At 62.6% G+C, this 1,938-nt stretch carries 2 protein-coding genes and 2 pseudogenes; all 4 read left to right on the forward strand.

Features of this window, described 5'->3' with window-relative positions; genetic code table 11:
* Positions 1-383 (forward strand): annotated as a pseudogene (locus tag ROE7235_RS20340) (transposase domain-containing protein); the annotation flags it as partial.
* A gap of 59 nt (positions 384-442) precedes the next feature.
* Positions 443-1,186 (forward strand): AAA family ATPase, encoded by a 744-nt coding sequence (locus ROE7235_RS19450; RefSeq protein ID WP_183073601.1) that lies wholly within the window; start codon positions 443-445, stop codon positions 1,184-1,186.
* Complete coding sequence (locus ROE7235_RS19455) at positions 1,183-1,749, forward strand: hypothetical protein (protein ID WP_121097685.1); 567 nt, start codon at positions 1,183-1,185, stop codon at positions 1,747-1,749. Before ROE7235_RS19450 ends, ROE7235_RS19455 begins: the two co-directional genes overlap by 4 nt.
* Positions 1,746-1,938, forward strand: a pseudogene (locus tag ROE7235_RS19460) (hypothetical protein); the annotation flags it as partial. The gene ROE7235_RS19455 and the pseudogene ROE7235_RS19460, both read left to right, overlap by 4 nt.

The raw sequence follows: 1,938 nt of genomic DNA on the forward strand, positions 1-1,938 counted from the left end.
GCAAGTTGCGTGCCCGCGATCTGGGGGCCGATCTGGACGCGGCGGCGTTGCCCGCGCCCACACCTGCCGTCGAGGCCAAGGTGGTGCGCCCTGTTTTCGACAAGCGGGCGCGACCCGCGCCAGAGGCGGCGCTTGCGCCCGATCTGACAGAGGCGCATGCGGCGGTTGTGGCCGATCTGGAGGCGCGGCGCGCCAAGCCCGGCGTGACGGTCGAGAGCGACATGGACCGGTTCAAGCGCGCGCTGGAACTGGAGGCCAAACGCGAGGCCGGTGAGGCGCTTGCGCCAGAGCAAGAGCGCTTCCTGACAATGTATTCGCAGACGTCCGAATACCGGGCGCATCGGCAAATGTTGGAGGATTTCGGGGTGTCCTACCTCGGATGAAGAACCGCCGGGGCGTGGCTGCGCCACCGGCGGCATAGAGCGGTAGAATGGAGAAGACGATGACAGAAGAGAGGCAGATAGTAAACAACGTTGCGCCGTTGCGGAACGTAACAGCGTTGATTGCCCTGATAGATCGGTTGGAAAACCGAGCTTTCGGTTTGCCGGGAATGGCGTGTTTTTACGGGCACTCTGGCTACGGTAAGACAACAGCTGCGTGTCATGCCGAGAACGCCCGGCGAGCATACCAGGTGCAGGTCAAATCAACTTGGGCGCGGAAGAAATTCTGCGAAGCGACGCTTGCTGAAATGAGCCTGCGCCCAGAAAAGACAATCGGCGACATGGTTGATCAGATCGGTGAACACTTGGCCGTAACCGGCGCGACCCTGATCATTGATGAGGCGGATTTCCTTGTGGACCGCAACATGATCGAAATCGTGCGCGATATCCACGAAAGCAGCCATTCCCCGGTGATTTTGATTGGTGAGGAGTTGTTGCCGCAAAAGCTGATGCGCTGGGAGCGCATTCACGGGCGCATGACTGACTGGGTCCGAGCTCAAGAGGCCACGCTGGATGACGTAAATCAGCTTTGTAAAAGCTATGGCAGCGGCATCGCGTTCGACAGCCAGATGCACGCGGCGATCCTTAAGCACAGCCAGCGGTCCATTCGGAGGATCAGCATCAATATTGCACGTATTGCGGAACACGCGCGCGTGCGCGGGCTGGAGACAATCACGTTGGAGGATTGGGATGCCCGGCAATTTTTCACCGGCGAAGCGCCAACACCACTGAAAGGTTTGGCATGAGCATGACGCATGACAACCGCGCGGCTCGTCACGCGCTGATCTGGACCGCCGCGTGTGAGCTGGGCGAGTTCACCTATGCCGATCTGGCCGCACGGGCCGAGGTGTCGCTGTCGACCGTGCAGAACGTGGTCAAGGCATGGTTGCGCCAAGAGCGCGCGGTCGAGTTGGACAAAGGGCCAAAGCGCGCTTTGCGGTTTCGGGTTGTGGCTGATGGGCAGGTCCCTGCCGAGTTGCGCGCCGATGGCCGCAAGCGCCGGGCCGAGACCGCGCAGGGCAATTGCTGGACGGCGATGCGCCGCCTGCGGTCGTTTACGCCCACCGATATCGCGGCCCATGCCAGCACCGACACCTGCGAGGTGCGTCGGGATTTTGCGCAAAGCTACTGTCAGATGCTGTCGCGCGCGGGCTATCTGCATGTGCTGAAAAAGGCGCTGCCGGGACGGCGCGAGGCGACCTATCGTCTGGCGCGCAATTCTGGCCCGTTGGCGCCGGTAGAGCGCCGCGTGCGCGCGGTCTATGACCCCAACGAAAGCCAGATCACGCATGTGGCGGGTGGCCTATGAGCGGCCCGGTCGATGTGGCCCGTGCGGCATGGGGTGACGCGCTGCCCGATTGGGTCGAGCGGATGGCCCTGCAATGCGCCGCCAGCAGCCAGAACAAGGTCGCCAGCCGCATGGGCCGGTCTGCCGCCTTGGTCAGTCAGGTGCTGCGCAACAAGTATCCGGGCGATCTGCACGCGGTTGAGGAGCTGT

This window comes from Roseinatronobacter ekhonensis (assembly GCF_900499075.1).
GTDB classification, from domain to species: domain Bacteria; phylum Pseudomonadota; class Alphaproteobacteria; order Rhodobacterales; family Rhodobacteraceae; genus Roseinatronobacter; species Roseinatronobacter ekhonensis.